Genomic DNA, 15,795 nt, shown 5'->3' on the forward strand with positions numbered 1-15,795 from the left:
ACTCCCCCAAGTGAATAAAAAAAGGAAATTAGGCTTCATCCATCAGGATATGCCCGTAGCCAAGCTCAGTTTCAACGAAGCCAGCCATATGGCGCATGTGACAAGTGATCGGCTTATTTTGACCCATCAGGATGAAATTCTGCAGGTCGCGGCGTCCCTCGGACGGAAGTTTATAAGCTTTGACGGAAGTGAACACCTCACTAAGTGTGGTATGAATCGCTGCGAGGAGCGGGTCATTGTCACCTTTTCCCATGAGATTCAGGAGGATGGCGCCTTCGGCGTCAAGCTTTTGCGTAGCCATTTGAAAAAAGGTTAAAGAAGTTAACGACCTAGGTGTGCCTTTTTCGGTAAAAGCATCGACAAGGATGTAATCATAGGTGCGACGGGGCTCGCTATGAAGGAGCTGTCTTCCGTCACCGATAAGGACGTTGTCTCGGCTGTAACCGAAGTAGCGCCTGCTCAGATCCACGACAAGCTCGTCCAGCTCCGCAACAGTAAAGCGTTTCTCCTTCAGATGCGAAGCGATGGTGCCGATACCGTGTCCGATTAGGAAAACACGTTGGAAGCTGGGGTTGTTAGCTTGTAAGAGATGAATCATGGCTCTTGGATATTCGAATAGAATGCGATCCGGATGCTCCAAATCCATCGCGCCTTGCATGGCATGATTGGAAAACTCCAGGATGCGGAAACGCCCTTTTGCACCCGAGAAGGTGTTGGTGTCGTATATGGAGATGTCATGATGGGCGGTTAGTTCCTTATATAGCACGTCCACAGGTCGTATGCTCCTTCAATAAGCAAGATATGTGGACAGTATATCATACCCTAGCAAGCTGCAATGCCATGCTCAGCGATAGCCGTAAATCTACGCTATGAGTCTATCAATCCACTATTTTCTGGTATATAATACAATGTATTACCTATTAGTTGTATGGACTTTACAGGGGGCTGAACATGGACATTTTTTTTCGAAAAAGCGTCGCTTCAATTTTGGCTGCGGTATGGATTGCCGTCGTAGTCGTTCCAATCAGCGCGCAGGCTAGCAGCGATATCGTCGCCTATCCAGATGTACCAGCTACGCATTATGCGAGTCAAGAAATTGTTATGCTGAAAGAGCTAGGCATGATCGAGGCTAAAGCGGACGGTGACTTTCATCCAGATGATGCCGTTACGCGAGGAGATGCTGCTGTATGGCTCAGTAAATCACTAAAGCTGAACAAACCGAAAGCGTTGAATGCTTTTACAGACATAACGGAGACGAGTCCCTATGCGGAAGCTGTTAATGCTTTGCAAGAGCTGAACATCGTGCAGGGCAATGAGGGGATGTACCAACCGGATGCTTTCCTTACACGCGAACAGATGGCGAGCTTGCTTGTGCGTGCTTTTCAGCTCCAAGATAATGGCATCCAGGCATGGCTTAAGGATGAATCTACGATCGGTAAGCCGCATCACGACGATGTTATGAAGCTGAAGCAGCATTTTATTACCGAGCAAGTGGCTTTTATGCCACAGGATCAGGTGACGCGTGCGCAGCTTGTCTTATTTTTATATCGGACAATAGCTCAAAAAGAAGAAACCACCCAAGGGCCCGTTCCCTTAGAGGACTTCTTGAAGATGCCGGATAAGGCGATGGTGCGACTATCCCCTGATTCCAAATCGTTGGCGTTCTTGCAACCATGGGAAAATCGAATGAACATCTACATCCAGAAAGTTGGAGAAACGCAGAGTACACGGATTACAAGCGCGAAAGATGAAAATATTGAGCGTATATTTTGGATTACGGATAACTTGATCGTTTATGTGATTGATAGTGGCGGTACGGAAAATACACATCTTCGGGTTGTGCGTGTGGATGGTTCGGATGATCGCGATCTGACGCCGTATACGAATGTAAAAGCTTCTCTGCTCGATGTTCTGCCTGCAAAGAACGAGAGCGACATTGAGCTTCTAGTGACCATGAATAAGCAGGATCCGAAAGCCATGGATGTGTATCGGGTTAAACTGAGCACAGGAGAAATCTTTATGCATGTGCAGAATCCCGGCAATGTGGAGTATTGGCTAACAGACAATTGGGGGAGAGTTCGGGCTGGGATCGACAGAGATGGCGAAAAGACTGGTCTTATCTATCGGGAAAGTGAACGTTTATCTTTTGAGAAAATAGCCGAATTCGATGCGAAAGACTCCTTTGTTCCAGTCATGTTTACGTTCGATAATAAACAACTCTACGCAGCTTCAAACGTCGGGCGTGACAAGCAAGCTTTAGTGAAATATGACCCTGTCACCAAGAAAGAGACGGAAGTCATCTATGTGAATGACGATGTGGATATTGATAATTTCATCGTGTCTTACAAAAAGCAATCGATTCTAGCTGTCTCCTATGAGACTGATGATGTACAGATGCATTATTTAGACAATGAATTCGAAGCGATGTCACGCAAAATCGAAGAGAAACTACAAACCCGTCATTGGGGGCTCGTTGGGTCGCCGGACAAGGACGTGTTGCTCTTATATACGGAAAGCGATAAATCGTACGGCAGCTATTATTTATACGATCGTATCAGGGACAAGTTAGATAAAATTGGTGATATTCAGCCGAAAATTGATGAGAAGAAGATGGCGGACATGCAGCCGATTTCTTTTAAAAGTAGAGATGGATTAACGATTCACGGCTACTTGACGCTTCCTAAAGGTGTTGCTGCCAAGCAGTTACCTGTCGTAGTTAATCCGCATGGAGGACCGTGGTCCCGCGATTCATGGGGCTACAATATGGAAGTCCAGCTATTGGCTAGCCAAGGGTATGCCGTCTTGCAGCTGAACTTCCGCGGTTCAACAGGCTATGGCAAGGCATTCGAGCACGCTGGCGATAAGCAGTGGGGGTTAACGATGCAGAACGATATTACCGACGGTGTGAACTGGTTGATCGGTCGGGGGACTGCAGATCCTGAGCGTGTGGCGATATTTGGAACCTCCTACGGCGGATATGCAACCCTAGCAGGGATGACGTTTACGCCGGATTTGTACGCAGCTGGCGTTGATTTCGTTGGGCCGTCGAACCTACTAAGCTTCATGAAAACATTGCCACCCTACTGGGAAATTGGTCGTCCACGCATGTATCAACAGGTTGGCGACCCTGTCAAAGATAAGAAGCTACTTGAAAGCGTCTCACCACTGTTCCATATTGACCAAATCAAAGCGCCGCTACTGATTGCGCAAGGCGCGAATGATCCTAGGGTCAATCGAGCGGAGTCGGATCAAATGGTCGCAGCATTGCATAAATTAGATGTTGACGTTGCTTACATGCTGAAGAAAAATGAGGGGCATGGTTATCAAAAGCTAGAAAATGTTCGCGATTTTTATCAGGCACTTATCCATTTTCTAAATAAGAATGTGAAGAACAAGAAGAAGGCGGCCTAAGAAGGTGCATTAAGAAAAAGCATCAAGTCCACTGTAGTGGATTTGATGCTTTTTTGTGTCATTGTACATTACACCGATCGCCCATGCTCAACCTTTCGATACTCCTTCGGCACGATGCCCTTACTCTCACGGAAAATCCGCGAAAAGGTTTTGTACGAGCCATAGCCAACCTCCAATGCGATCTCCGTGACACTCATATCGGTGGAGACCAGCAGGCTGCAGGCATGACGCAGACGGAGGTCGTGAAGGAAGTGAACGAAGGTCTGCCCCGTCGTTTGCTTAATGACCTCACTGATGCGTGAAACGCTCATCGAGAAGCGCGAAGCTAGATCGGATAAGGCGAGATCCTCTTGATAATTCCGATGGATATAGTGAATGATCGGCCACACGGCTTGGCTGGATCGTGAGGGGGATTTGACTATCATCGCAGCTTCTTCCTCCTGACCTGCATGTCCAAACCGTCTCCGATCGAATCGGATCAGAATCTCCTTCAATTTTGCCTTCAGTAATGTCTGTCTGTAACGCTCGTCCCCGTGATATTCTTTCATCATATCTTCGATGATTGCGGTCATCTGCTCCTGCTCGGCCCCTTCGAACTGCACATAAGCAGGCAATCCATTCGAGTCATTAAAAAGATCAGATAATCCCTGATCGTTCCCCGGCTCCATGAGGAGATCCATGCTGAACATGCTATTGAAGAGAACTAGCTTGTGACCTGGATCCGTAAAAATTTCATGTACCTGATAAGGCAGCACAAAGGTAAAAGTACCTGGCACCATCGCATGTTTCACATCATTTATCGTTTCTGCGCCGCGTCCTTCCACCACATAAGAAAACTCTAGGAAATCATGACGGTGTGCGCGAAAGCCACGCTCCAGAGTATTTCGACTGAGGTGAAAAGGGAAGGGGGAGTGCATATTAGGGTACGTTTTAAAATAATCCGGAAAATAAGTCATGATCTATCAGGTCTCCTTCGAAAAAATGGGACGTTTTCCGAATATATGGTACGACTTCTTAGTGATCTTATTTTATCATAAAAGCAGATCAACAGCGTGTACTTATGAGGAGGAACGAATCGTGGAAAGCGTTAACAAAATTAGAATTGGGATTATTGGTGCAGGAAATATTGGCGGCGTTCATATTCGGCAGTTTTCGAAGCTGGCCAATCTCTGCGAAATTACGGCGATTACAGACGCGTACTTGCCTTTAGCAGAAGCGAAAGCGCAAGAGCACGGCATTGCCTATGTGGCAGCCACACCTGAGGAGCTTATTCAAAGCTCGAATGTCGACGCAGTCATTATTGGCGTACCGAATCAATACCATGCCTCCCTTGCTGTACAAGCGATTGAAGCGGGTAAACATGTACTTATCGAGAAGCCAATGGGCATTAGTGCTGCAGCGGCGAAACAAATATATGAAGCGAGCCTTAAGACGAACACAATCGTGATGATCGGTCACCAAATGCGCTGGGAATCCGTTCCCATGCAAATTAAAGAGCAGGTTGAAGCTGGTGAGCTAGGCAAAATTTACACGGCCAAAACGGGCTGGTTCCGCCGCAAAGGCATTCCAGGTTGGGGAACTTGGTTTACCAAAATGGACGAGTCTGGCGGCGGTCCTTTGATCGATATCGGCGTTCATATGTTGGATCTGGCCCTCTATTTGATGGGGAATCCGAAACCAGTTTCTGTTGTTGGTGCAACGTATGCGGAATTCGGGCCGCGCCGTAAAGGGATTGGCACATGGGGCACACCGAACTGGAACGGTTATTACGATGTAGAGGATTTGGCAACTGCGCTGATTCGTATGGAGGATGGCAGCACGCTGACGCTTGAAGTGAGCTGGGCGGTGCACATGGATACGGACAACACACCATTCGTTCACCTCATGGGCTCTGACGGCGGAGCTAGCTACAAGGGAGCTACAGGGAAGTTGTTGACGGAGAAATTCAACCGTGCAATCGAAACGGAGCTGAAGAAGCCTGAGAATGATGAAGGAGAGCGTGAACGACTCAGCGCCCATTTCTTGGCGTGTATTCGTGAAGGCAAGCAGCCGATTACATCCGCACTTTCTGGATATACGAACAATTTGATTCTCGATGCGATCTATGAGTCTTCGCGTACAGGTAGTGAAGTTAAGTTGAACTGGAATTAAGTGTGGAAATGGGATCGTGAAAGATAGAACAATATAAAGAAAACATAGAGCAGGTAACGATTAGGAGGGATATTCAATGCTTAGAGGATTAACGAGAGCAGGGCTTGGCCAGATCGAGAGTAACGAGCAATTCATAGAGTTAGCGGCAAAATATGGTTTCCAAGCGGTCGATATCGACGCGTTGAGCCTGGTAGAAGCGCACACCGTTGCTGGTGCGCGGGAGTTGTTAGTGAAGAATGGACTCGTCGTCGGGTCCATTGGATTGCCTGTGGAATGGCGGACCACGGAAGAGGCGTTCCTGAGCGGCCTGCAGAAGCTGGCCCAAGCCGCGGAAGCGGCAGCAGCGCTCGGCTGCACGAGCTGCTGCACGTATGTGCTGCCCTCGACGGATCTCGGGGCAGCGCACTTCATGGCGCTCGCGACGCGCAGACTGCGCACGTGCGCCCAAATCCTAGGCGCTTACGGCATCCGCCTAGGGCTGGAGTTCGTCGGTCCGCATCATTTGCGGACACGGTGGAAGCATCCGTTCATCTGGACGATGGATGAAACGCTGGATTGGATCGATGCGATCGGTGAGCGCAACGTGGGCTTGCTGTTCGACTCGTTGCACTGGTACACAATTGGTGGGACCGTCGCGGATATCGAGAAGCTCCGCGCCGATCAGATCGTGCACGTTCACATCAACGATGCGCCGGACGTGCCGGTGGAGGAAGTGCTTGACAACGGACGCGTGTACCCGGGGGAAGGTGTCATTGATCTGGCAGGCTTCCTGCAAGGACTGCAGCGTATTGGCTATACCGGCGCCGTAGCGCAGGAGATCCTGACAGCCGAGCCTCCGACGGACTCTCCGGAGAGTCTGGTGGAGCGGTCTAAGGCTGGCTTCGACAAGGTCTATGCCGCGGCGGGGATTAAGTAGTGAGTGTGGAGCGAATCTTTTGGGATTCGCTCTTTTTGATTTTATTGGTGATGGTGGATGAGGGAGCAGTCCAGCAAATTGGTAATTCTGTCATATGTACAAGTGGGAGACCCAGAGCCTCGTACCCAACCCAACCCAACCCAACCCAACCCAACCCAACCCAACCCAACCCAACCCAACCCAACCCAACCCAACCCAACCCAACCCAACCCAACCCAACCCAACCCCTCAACGGAGCGTTTCACCGAACCCTGAACCCCGTCCCCTTGGCCTCTGAACCGCCAACCCGAACTAATCAGAACTCAGCTCCATTGGGAAAATCCAATGGATCGGTACTACAAGTAGCTAAATACTCAAAAGGGGCCTTTTTGACGTCATGGAAGGAAAACGCTGTATTTGTCCATGGGTGATGCTCTTGGGGCGGTCTGTTATTAATAACTGGATTTTCTCCCGTTAAATTGCGGGAGATCCACGTGTTGAGAGGAATAACTGGATTTCCTCCAGTTATTTTCCGCATATTTCAGACCTCACGCTGAAATGCTTGATTTTAACTGCATAAAATCCATCTAAGTGGCGATATCTAGTGAATCCGCCGAGATTAGCTGTAGTTTTTACAGCTAAAGGGCGTCACCTGGTACCAGAAGCTGCACTCCGCGGCGATTCCCGCCCCCTAACGCAACCCCTTCGACAAAAATTCCTATATTTCGTCCCTAAAGTGTGACAAACTTCTCAAGGAAACTCGGGTACGATTTAAAAAAAAGCGAAAAGGAGATAAGATCATGCAAATTAAGAATAAACAGGACATCAGCTTGATTTTGGACAACTTCTCTGATTTCGCAGAGTGGGATGCAGCAGGGAAGAAGCTTTACCTTGTTTTTGCTGATAAAAAACGTGGGGGTCAATGGACCTTAATGAATTATGAGGGTGAACGCTTTAGTGTTCATGGCGTCGGGAAAGATTATGAGGACGCGGAAGAGTTGTTTTTCGAGGAGCTTAATCAGGTGCTCTCCTTCCTGTGGGACAACCGTGCTGCGCTGAAAGCAGCGGTTGAAGCCAGCCAAGTCGTTTCCGTTTAATAGCGTAGAAACGTAGATCATGTGGACAAGCCCTCAAGGCTGCCCCATTTCCGCAAGACGAACAACAGCCTGCGAAACCACCAACAACAATGTGGTGGCTTCGCAGGCTGTTTGCTTGTGTGTATACAGTGGCTTCGCAGGCTGTTTGCCTTTGCGCTTGCAATGGATTCGAACATGCCCTACGTACTAGGCGGCAAGCCCTCTTTTTGCTTATCCCGGTACTGGCCGGGAGTGAGTCCTTCCTGTTTGCGGAAGGAGCGGATGAAATTCTGCGAGTTGTTGTAGCGCAGCTTCGAGGAGATATCCTTGATGGGCATATCGGTCTCGGAGAGCCATTTTTTCGCCATGTTGAAGCGGTAGTTCGATAAGTAATCACTGAAGGAGCAGTTCGTCTCTTTGCGGAAAATGCTGCTCAAATAGTTCGCATTGTAATGCAAACGAGAAGCACATTCCTCGAGTGTCAGGTCGGTATCGTAATAATGCTGCACGAGATCGATAATTTTCTCGGAAATGTTGTGGTACTGCGCATCCTGCCGGTCGCGGTAAATACGGATCAGCGGGTGGATGACCTCGGTCCAGAACCAGTCCTCGACCTCGGCGGTCGTATGCAGGCCGAGAACTTCTTCGAACAAAGAGCCTTTGTTCGGATGAATCTGATTCAACGCGATGCCGGATTCCTGCATCATCATCAGTAAGTTGTTAAGCAGCCGCGCCAGCGGGATCTGGTACTCCTGCGGGGAAAGCGGCGCCGCGAACACAGCATGCAGCAGCTGCTTCAGCAGCTCGCGGGATTTATCCTTTTCGGCTAGCTTAATGCTATCGATCAGATCGTTCTCAATAGGCTTCGGATAGTTCAAATTCAAGTAATGCTTCCCGGAGTTGATGTTCTCATACTGAATAATGATGCCCTCACCAAGCTTGATGCGATGCTTCAAGGCCTCAAGCCCTTCTTTATAGGCTAGCGACATCTGGTTGAATGCATGAATCGGCAGAGAGATCCCGATGGAGATATGCAGCTTCAGGAAGTTATAAATATGCTGCTGCACCTGCTCGGTCAGGGCGTACACCATCGAGCGAAAATCACTATCAACCGAGTCGGCGCTTCCGATCATAGTAACGATCGTCTGATCAATGAGTATCGGCGCTAAACGCTGTTCCGAAGGGATGAGCTCCTCCATCATGTTGTGTACGGCAAAGAGCAGCAACTCCATATCCTTTTTCTCATAGCGGGTATGGTCGATGGCGTCGATTTGAATGGTGATGACCGACATCGTTTTCCATGCGGCAATATGGTCGCTATAGCCGAATTGTGCAAGTTTTTCTAACAACTCCGCCGATTTGATATGTCCCTGAAAAGCCTTGATAAGGAAGAATGTCCGCACTTGGCCGATGTGTTGGTGGACTTCTTTTTCGAGTTGTGATTTCGATTGGAACAAGGTATGCACATGCTCGCTGATCATCTGAAACTCATTCGCTTTACGCTGCTGATTTCCGGTCACCAAGCCCCCAATTTGATTCAGGAGGAGTTGGATAGGTGAGTACATTTTGCGCGAAACTAGCCATGCGAGCAGCAAAGCGAGAATTAGCATCAGAACGCAGATATAAATCGTATAAGTTCCGATTTTGCTGGATTCCTTGGTCAAGCTGTCGATCGAAGTCAAGGATAAATAGGTCCAGTTGTTCAGGTTAGAACGCAGGTAGGTAACGGAATAAGGTTTATCGTGAATACTGGCGCGGAACTGACCGCTAGCTTCATTTTCAAGCGGTGTCAGGTCGGTCAGACCGGCCGCGGTGATTGCTTTTCCGATCAGACTCGGATCACGATTCATCACAATCCGCTGCTGTTCATCGATGATGACAATGTCATCGGGGTGTTCGGAATCACTTTGAATCATATCCTGCAGGGAGCAGGCGGGAATATTAGCTAAGGCCAAGCCGTATTTATCCAGGCCGGTCGTTGGCAGCTTTTTGACAAGCGAAATACTATAGTCACAGGTCACGCTTCGCGCATTTTCTTCGGTGTAAAACCACTCGGAAGGATTCAGGGTCCACGTACTGTTATCTTGGGCATTCATGAGCGAGATCAATTTATCGGCGAACGGATAGTTGTCAAAACGGTAAAGCCCTGAATTTTTGATCATCCAATTCTGTTTCGCATTGATCAGGAGAACATCTTCCAGTCTCGTGTCAAAAGATTGCATATACCGAATTTCACTTCGCAGATCATCGTACATCATGAAATCGGTAACGGTCAGCGGCATTTCCATCGCCTTTTTGAGAACGGTGGAATTGATGACCTGATTGAGTGTATGGTTGACAGTGGTTAATTTCTGCTCTACATTGGAGTTAATTTGGGTGATTAACTGCATTTTACCTTCGTTGACATTTTTTTGGATCTCGCTAGAGGATGTTACGAAGGCAAAAGCGCCGATAAAGATAACAGGCAGTGTACTGAGCAGGAAGCTGAATATCGTCATTTTGCTAAGAAAACTTAAAGAGCGCATCGTATCCAACACCTTATCTATTCGAAGAATCATTCGTCAGACTATCTATGTATTGTAGTCAAGAGTACAGTTCAGATCAATAATCATCTGCAAATGGGATAATCATTATCTCATATTTGCCGCCCAAAACACAGCTGTTGCAAGGGGGAGTTAGCATGAGAAGTAGTTTGTTTGGCCAGCGGTTCCTATGGACGGGACGAATGAGTATAGCGCTAATTGTCCTTATGTTGATGAGCGCTTGTCAGAAGGACAACACGCCCAAAGCGAAAGATGACACAAGCACAAGGCCTGTTATTTCTATTATGGCACCTCTTCATTTTCCGCATCCGCCGATAGACGAGCTTGTTACAGAGATTGAGAATCGGACGCAAACGAAGCTAGATTTGAACTGGGTTCCAGATGGCATTTATACGGATAAAATGAATACGGCCCTTACGACGAACTCGTTGAAGAAGGCGACCTACGTTAAATATACGGATTACATGCTGATGAAAAATTCGATCCGTTCCGGCGCATTCTGGGATATTGGGCCGTATTTAGCCGCGTATCCGAACTTGAAAAAGCTGAATAAAGAGATTTTGGGACAGGCGGCTGTTGATGGCAAAATATATGGCTTATACACCGAGCGCCCGTCCTCTCGGCAGGGGATTATTATTCGTGAGGATTGGCTGAATAATCTCAAATTGAAAAAGCCGACCAATCTGGATGAACTATATGAAGTGTTAAAAGCGTTCACTTACGGCGATCCTGATCGCGACGGAAATGACGATACGATTGGGTTAACGGACCGCAATGATTTGGTGTTCGGTTCCTTTAAAACACTCAGCTCCTACTTTGGATCACCGAATAATTGGGGTGTTTCGGGTGGCAAGCTTATACCAGAGTTTGAAACAAAGTCGTATGTAGACGCGATGAATTTCATGAAGAAGCTGTATGACGAGAAGCTGATTAATTCGGATTTTGCCGTGACGAGTAAAGAAGTGCAGCGGGATAAGTTGATTCGCGGCACAGCTGGCGTATACATCGGCAGTATGCAGGATGTGCAGCGTCTTTCGGATGAGGCGCAGTTAGTGAATCCCGAGGCCAGATTAACGCTGGTGAATCATATTGAAGGGCCGCAGGGGTTCCAAATTTGGTCCATTCCTAATTATAGTGCTTTATATTTGTTTTCTAAAAAGGCCATAAGGACCGAGGCGGAACTTAAGCAGATGCTGCAGTTTTTTGATCGGACGATGGATAAGGATGTCGCCAATCTCATGAAATATGGCTTGGAGGGACGTCATTATACGGTCAAAAATGGGCAAATCCAACTCTCCGAAGAGACGTCGAAGATTCGTGTCAATGAGGTCAATGCGCTGTATGCGTTGATGATTGCTGATCTGAACAACCCGAATATCATTCCCGTTGTGGAGAGTGAGTCATTGTCCCAGCTGGCGGATACGCTTAGCTTGGATAATGAGAAATATGCGGTTAAGGACCCGACATTGGGTATTGAGTCGAAGACTTATGATGAGCGAGGTGTCGAATTGTACAAAATCATCTCTGACGCAACGTATAATTATATCTTAGGCAAGCTGGATAAAGCGGCCTTCCAGCAAGAGATCGAGCGTTGGAAGCGCGGCGGCGGGAATCAGATGATCACGGAGTATAATGAGGCGTATGCGAAGAAGTGAAGTGAGCCTTGTGATACGTCTTACTCCAAGGCAAACAAGTGAGTTGCGTGTATAAAACAGGCGTGATAAGATTATAAATAACAAAGAGACGTGCGGCTAACACGTCTCCTGTACAATCATTTGGTGGGCAACCTCCAAGGTAGTTGCAAGGTGTAACCCACTGGTTAAGCCGTCAGCTTGAGTGGGTTACTTTCGTTTCTCGATATATGTTAGAAGCGCCAGTATAAACGTACCGAACGCGAGCATAACGATTATCGTTTGGAAAGTTTCCATGGCATCAACCTCCTTTCCGGAGGGAGCCGCACACAAGTTGAGTTGTACCAACTAAATATATCATAGAGAGTCTGCCAATTGGTAGACTCTTTCTTTTTTTCCTTTTAATGTGTGTGAGTAGTTTTTTCGACAAATCTCCCTAATAATCATCTCCCCACTCGATAATCATCATCTCACATGTCGCTCCCATCCTGCGCAAGACCTAGGTTATATGAGTAAATGATTGTTTCGGTACCCATCTTGCACCGTGTAATGTGTGAGTTGTAGCACACCACATTTTCACGGAGGTCAAACCGATATGAAGAGAAAATTAGTCACGATTCCAGTTAGCGTTCTACTCGTTTCCAGCTTTGCTTTGGCAGCATGCGGAGAGAAAGAAACGCCTGCATCAACATCAGCGGCAGCAACAACAGCAGCAACGACAACAGCGGCACCGAAACCTACAGACAATACGCCTACAGCGATTACGATTATGGCACCACTTAATACGGCACAAACACCACCAGATACCATTATTAAAGAACTTGAGAAGTTGACGAACACGAAGCTTACGTATCAATTCTTCCCGGCAGACACGTATGAAGAGAAGCTGAATACGACTTTCGCAACTGGCGCTCTGCCACAAGCGACGTACTTGAAGAATCAAGCGACGTTTATTCAAATGAAAGGGGCAATCCGTGACGGACAGTTCTGGGAAATCGGACCTCTTTTGAAAGACTTCCCGAACCTTAGCAAGTTGAAATCCACAACGAATGATAATACGAAAGTGGATGGCAAATTGTACTCCTTGTACCGCGGTGTAGACATTGCTCGTCAAGGTCTAATCTACCGTAAGGACTGGGCGGATAAGCTAGGCTTGAAACCTCCTGCAAATCTAGATGAGTTGTTCGCAATGGCGAAAGCGTTTACGGAAAACGATCCTGACGGAAATGGCAAAAAAGATACCATCGGACTTACAGATCGTAACGATTTGATCTACGGCGCATTCAAAACGATTGCTGCTTGGCAGGGCACACCGAATAACTGGGGCGTTAAGGACGGCAAGCTAGCTCCTGAATTCATGTTCCCACAATATGTAGCGACGATGGATTATTTCAAGAAAATGCGTGATGGCGGATACATCAACAAAGACTTCGCGGCAACAAGTAAAACAGATCAACAAAAGTTGTTCACTAGCGGCCAAGCCGGCATGTACATTGGTGCAATGACGGACGTTTCCACACTAAACAAAGATTTGGTCAAAAACGTACCCGCAGCTGTCGTAGATGTTCACAGTATGGTTGCTGGACCTGACGGCAAATTCGCAGCATGGGCGCTACCTGGTTATGCAAACGTAGTTCTATTCCCTAAATCTGCGAATAAAACGGAAGCTGATCTTCGTAAAGTATTAGCTTACTTCGACAAAATGATGACACCAGAAGTAGCCAACATGGCGAACTGGGGCATTAAAGATGTGAACTACAGTGTAACGGATAACAAAGCGAAGAAGCTGGATGAAGAAAAGTGGACACGCGAAGTGAAACCTTTCACAGATGCAGCGATTGGTGACGAAGATACATCCGGAAGATTCTTGGGTATTCCAACGATCCCTGCGCAAGGAAAAGCGGATGAGCTGAAAATTGCCAACCTGAAGTTCGCTGTGCAAGACCCAGTAGCAGCACTTGATTCCAAAACAAACCTTGAAAAAGGTGTTCAAGCGCAAGCTGTTATCACTGATGCAACGAACAAGTACATTTACGGAACAATCGATAAAGCAGGCTTTGAGAAAGCGATTGAAGATTGGAAAACTCGTGGTGGCAGCAAAATCATCGAGGAATACAACGCAGCTAAAAAGTAATTCAGCAACAAAATGTTTGAAAAGTCAAGGCGAGAGGGCTGCTGAAACCGCGGCAGTCTTCTCCTTTTAAGGAAAGGAAGAAGTCCTATGCAAGAAGTGAAAGTAACACAAAGCGTGGTCGCTAGGAAGTCAAGCAGTGAGCTGAGCAGACGCCTTTGGAAAAATAAATGGATTTATGTCATGTTGCTGCCGGGGATTTTGTATTTTATCGTTTTCAAATACATTCCGATGTATGGACTGATTATTTCCTTCCAGAACTACAAGCCTTTCAAAGGTGTTACCGGGAGTGAATGGGTCGGTTTGGAGCATTTCAAGCGCTTGTTTACAGAGCCGGATTTCTTCAACATTTTGAGCAATACGTTAATTTTGTTTGTTATGAATCTCGTATTCTATTTTCCGATTCCGATTATCCTGGCGCTCATGCTGAATGAAGTCAGAGGGGATCTGTTTAAGAAAGTGTTTCAAACGATTGTTTACCTGCCTCACTTTATGTCTTGGGTTATTATCGTCTCCATCAGCTTTGTTATGCTGACCATGGACGGCGGTATTATTAATGAGTTGATTTCATATTTCGGCTTAGAAAAAGTGAACTTCTTACTGGCTCCAGAATGGTTCAGACCGATTTATATTTTGCAAGTTATTTGGCGTGAAGCAGGTTGGGGAACAATCATCTATTTAGCAGCGATTGCATCCATTGATCCTGGGTTATATGAAGCTGCTCGTATGGATGGTGCAGGACGGCTTAGACAAGTGTGGCACATTACGTTGCCCGCGATCCGAAGTGTCATTATTGTTTTATTAATTTTGAAAATTGGTGCGGTTCTCGAGCTCGGTTTTGAACATGTGTACTTACTTCTTAACTCCATGAACCGAGAAGTTGCTGAGATCATTGATACTTATGTATATACAGCAGGTCTGAAACAAGGTCAATTCAGCTACAGCGCAGCGATTGGTTTATTCAAATCATTCATTGGACTTGCGCTCGTGATGATTGTGAATCGAATCTCGAAGAAAATGGGCGAAGAAGGCGTTTACTAAGCTTGAGTAGAGCGTAAAGCAGCTAGGAGGTTGAAGTTGTGGTAGAAGATAAAACATTAGCCGGCAGAATGTTCGGTATCATCAACTATTTGTTATTAACGATCATCGGATTGATTACGATCATCCCGTTCGTGCACGTGGTGGCAGGTTCCTTCACGACGAGTGCGGAAATGGCGACGAAGAAATTCGTCCTCATTCCGACGGACTGGAGTATCGAGGCATATCGATTTATTTTTTCAACAAATACCATATTTAAAGCGATGGCGGTCTCAATTGGGACGACGGTTATCGGCACAGTGATCAGTATGTTCATCACGGCGTTGATGGCTTACGGCTTGGCACGCAGAGATGTGGATGGACGTAAAGTCATTATGTTCCTCGTTGTGTTCACTATGTTGTTTCATGGCGGCTTGATTCCGACGTTTCTCGTTGTGAAGGAGCTTGGCATGATCGACACCTACGCGGCGTTGATTCTTCCGACAGCAGTCAGTGCGTTTAACTTAATTATTTTGAAAAATTTCTTCCAGAACATTCCTGAGGGGCTTGAGGAGTCGGCGAAAATCGACGGCTGCAGCGACTTCGGTATTCTATTCCGTATCGTTCTGCCTTTATCGATGCCTGCGATTGCGACGATTTCGTTGTTCTATGCGGTAACGTATTGGAACACGTACTTGAGTGCGATTCTTTATATCAATGAAAGTGCCAAATGGCCAATTCAGGTTTTGCTTCGTCAAATTGTCGTCCTTGCCAGCGGTTTGGACGTGAGTTCGGACTTGGATAGCGCAACACCACCACCAGCACAGTCGATCAAAATGGCCGTTATCGTCGTAGCTACAGTTCCGATTCTAATCGTGTATCCGTTCTTGCAGAAGCATTTTGCTAAGGGTGCAATGATTGGATCCATTAAGGGGTAATG

The 15,795-nt window shown here is 47.1% G+C and carries 12 protein-coding genes; 8 read left to right on the forward strand and 4 right to left on the reverse strand.

Annotated features, from left to right (window positions below):
• Nucleotides 1-28: 28 nt before the first annotated feature.
• Nucleotides 29-772: a spermidine synthase gene (locus AC1DVJ_RS04015; protein ID WP_477588536.1), complete on the reverse strand. Its 744-nt coding sequence runs from the start codon at nucleotides 770-772 to the stop codon at nucleotides 29-31.
• A 179-nt stretch (nucleotides 773-951) separates the two neighbouring features.
• Here AC1DVJ_RS04015 and AC1DVJ_RS04020 point away from each other — a divergent pair, with 179 nt between their 5' ends.
• Nucleotides 952-3,411: a S9 family peptidase gene (locus AC1DVJ_RS04020; RefSeq protein WP_477588538.1), complete on the forward strand. Its 2,460-nt coding sequence runs from the start codon at nucleotides 952-954 to the stop codon at nucleotides 3,409-3,411.
• 68 nt (nucleotides 3,412-3,479) lie between these two features.
• Here the strand turns inward: AC1DVJ_RS04020 and AC1DVJ_RS04025 are convergent, their stop codons facing one another.
• A complete protein-coding gene (locus tag AC1DVJ_RS04025) occupies nucleotides 3,480-4,367 on the reverse strand; it encodes a helix-turn-helix domain-containing protein (protein WP_477588540.1) in 888 nt (295 codons plus the stop codon).
• Between the two features lie 121 nt (nucleotides 4,368-4,488).
• Between AC1DVJ_RS04025 and AC1DVJ_RS04030 the strand changes: the two genes are divergently transcribed.
• From AC1DVJ_RS04030 to AC1DVJ_RS04040, 3 genes are all read left to right on the forward strand, one after another.
• Nucleotides 4,489-5,562: a Gfo/Idh/MocA family protein gene (locus tag AC1DVJ_RS04030; RefSeq protein WP_477588541.1), complete on the forward strand. Its 1,074-nt coding sequence runs from the start codon at nucleotides 4,489-4,491 to the stop codon at nucleotides 5,560-5,562.
• A 76-nt stretch (nucleotides 5,563-5,638) separates the two neighbouring features.
• Nucleotides 5,639-6,478 carry a sugar phosphate isomerase/epimerase family protein gene (locus tag AC1DVJ_RS04035; RefSeq protein WP_477588543.1) on the forward strand — a complete coding sequence of 280 codons (840 nt, stop codon included), beginning with the start codon at nucleotides 5,639-5,641 and terminating at the stop codon, nucleotides 6,476-6,478.
• A 779-nt stretch (nucleotides 6,479-7,257) separates the two neighbouring features.
• Nucleotides 7,258-7,554 (forward strand): hypothetical protein, encoded by a 297-nt coding sequence (locus AC1DVJ_RS04040; RefSeq protein WP_477588545.1) that lies wholly within the window; start codon nucleotides 7,258-7,260, stop codon nucleotides 7,552-7,554.
• Nucleotides 7,555-7,733: 179 nt separating this feature from the next.
• Here the strand turns inward: AC1DVJ_RS04040 and AC1DVJ_RS04045 are convergent, their stop codons facing one another.
• Nucleotides 7,734-10,058, reverse strand: coding sequence for a helix-turn-helix domain-containing protein (locus tag AC1DVJ_RS04045; RefSeq protein ID WP_477588546.1), 2,325 nt, complete (start codon nucleotides 10,056-10,058; stop codon nucleotides 7,734-7,736).
• Between the two features lie 155 nt (nucleotides 10,059-10,213).
• Between AC1DVJ_RS04045 and AC1DVJ_RS04050 the strand changes: the two genes are divergently transcribed.
• Nucleotides 10,214-11,731: an extracellular solute-binding protein gene (locus tag AC1DVJ_RS04050; RefSeq protein ID WP_477588548.1), complete on the forward strand. Its 1,518-nt coding sequence runs from the start codon at nucleotides 10,214-10,216 to the stop codon at nucleotides 11,729-11,731.
• Nucleotides 11,732-11,917: 186 nt separating this feature from the next.
• Here the strand turns inward: AC1DVJ_RS04050 and AC1DVJ_RS04055 are convergent, their stop codons facing one another.
• On the reverse strand, nucleotides 11,918-12,004 hold the full coding sequence (locus AC1DVJ_RS04055; RefSeq protein WP_081787580.1) for a putative holin-like toxin: 87 nt from the start codon (nucleotides 12,002-12,004) through the stop codon (nucleotides 11,918-11,920).
• A 298-nt stretch (nucleotides 12,005-12,302) separates the two neighbouring features.
• Between AC1DVJ_RS04055 and AC1DVJ_RS04060 the strand changes: the two genes are divergently transcribed.
• The 3 genes from AC1DVJ_RS04060 (at nucleotide 12,303) to AC1DVJ_RS04070 (ending at nucleotide 15,793) form a co-directional block, all read left to right on the forward strand.
• Nucleotides 12,303-13,841, forward strand: coding sequence for an extracellular solute-binding protein (locus AC1DVJ_RS04060; protein WP_477588550.1), 1,539 nt, complete (start codon nucleotides 12,303-12,305; stop codon nucleotides 13,839-13,841).
• Nucleotides 13,842-13,928: 87 nt separating this feature from the next.
• Nucleotides 13,929-14,879 (forward strand): ABC transporter permease, encoded by a 951-nt coding sequence (locus AC1DVJ_RS04065; RefSeq protein WP_477588552.1) that lies wholly within the window; start codon nucleotides 13,929-13,931, stop codon nucleotides 14,877-14,879.
• Between the two features lie 38 nt (nucleotides 14,880-14,917).
• Nucleotides 14,918-15,793: a carbohydrate ABC transporter permease gene (locus AC1DVJ_RS04070; protein WP_477588554.1), complete on the forward strand. Its 876-nt coding sequence runs from the start codon at nucleotides 14,918-14,920 to the stop codon at nucleotides 15,791-15,793.
• Nucleotides 15,794-15,795: the final 2 nt, after the last annotated feature.

It is taken from the genome of Paenibacillus sp. P4_A9 (genome assembly GCF_056402415.1).